This is a genomic window from Empedobacter sp. GD03797 (assembly GCF_029842105.1).
In the GTDB taxonomy this organism is placed as follows: Bacteria; Bacteroidota; Bacteroidia; order Flavobacteriales; family Weeksellaceae; genus Empedobacter; species Empedobacter falsenii_C.
Genome location: NZ_JAOCFS010000071.1, coordinates 1 through 743, shown reverse-complemented (window position 1 = coordinate 743; position 743 = coordinate 1). Strand labels below are relative to the sequence as shown.

General features: G+C 30.7%; 2 protein-coding genes. Both read right to left on the bottom strand.

All coding sequences use genetic code 11. The features are described 5' to 3' along the window. The coding region (locus N5D90_RS17065) for an IS3 family transposase (RefSeq protein ID WP_280063478.1) at positions 1–339 on the bottom strand (339 nt) is incomplete at its 3' end. Between the two features lie 47 nt (positions 340–386). Then, positions 387–686, bottom strand: a complete 300-nt coding sequence (locus tag N5D90_RS17060; protein WP_225540518.1) for a transposase — start codon at positions 684–686, stop codon at positions 387–389. Positions 687–743: the final 57 nt, after the last annotated feature.

Here is a 743-nt window from a genome sequence, read left to right as displayed (position 1 = left end):
CCATTTTTGGGCAGGTTTAGTGCTTTCGAAATCTCTATCAAGAATATTTTCTACAACCAAATAATTATGTTTAGAATCTGTTGTGATTTTAAATTTCTTGCTCAATTTACTTCTAATTCCAAGTTCTCTCATGTATTTTGAAACTGTAATTCGAGATATTTTAAATCCTAAATTATTTAATTCTGCTGTAATTCTTGGACTACCGTAACGTTGCTTTGAATCAAAATAAATCGTTAAAATACGTTGTTTCAGCTCTTCTTTTTTATGAAATCTAACAGAAAACGGACACTTTTTCCATCTAAAATAACTGCTTTGACTGATTTTTAAAACTTTACACATTTTTTCAATCGGATAAATAATTTCATGATTTTTGATGAATTGATATTTCAACGACCGCTCTTGGAAAAAATGCTGATCGCCTTTTTTAGGATGTCTCGTTCAAGTTCAGCATCCTTCAGTTTTCGCTCTAAATCGTGAATTTTTTCCTGCTCTGCAGTGAGTTTAAGATTTCCTTTACCTGGAAAACTTCCTGTACCAAATTCAGCATATTCTTTGCGCCATTTATATAGTAAACTAACTGTTATACCCAATTCTCTGGCTAATTCTGATATGTTTTTTCGCTCAAAACTTAATTCAACCGCTTGGAGTTTAAAATCGCTTGGATAAATTTTACGGATTCTTTTCATATATTAAAATTAAGGTTTTATGCTTAACTTTTACTCCCAACTAAGTTAGTATATCCA

Excerpts from the sequence above, each read along its gene's own strand:
- N5D90_RS17060 (WP_225540518.1), bottom strand. The coding sequence starts at position 686 with ATGAAAAGAATCCGTAAAATTTATCCAAGCGATTTTAAACTCCAAGCG.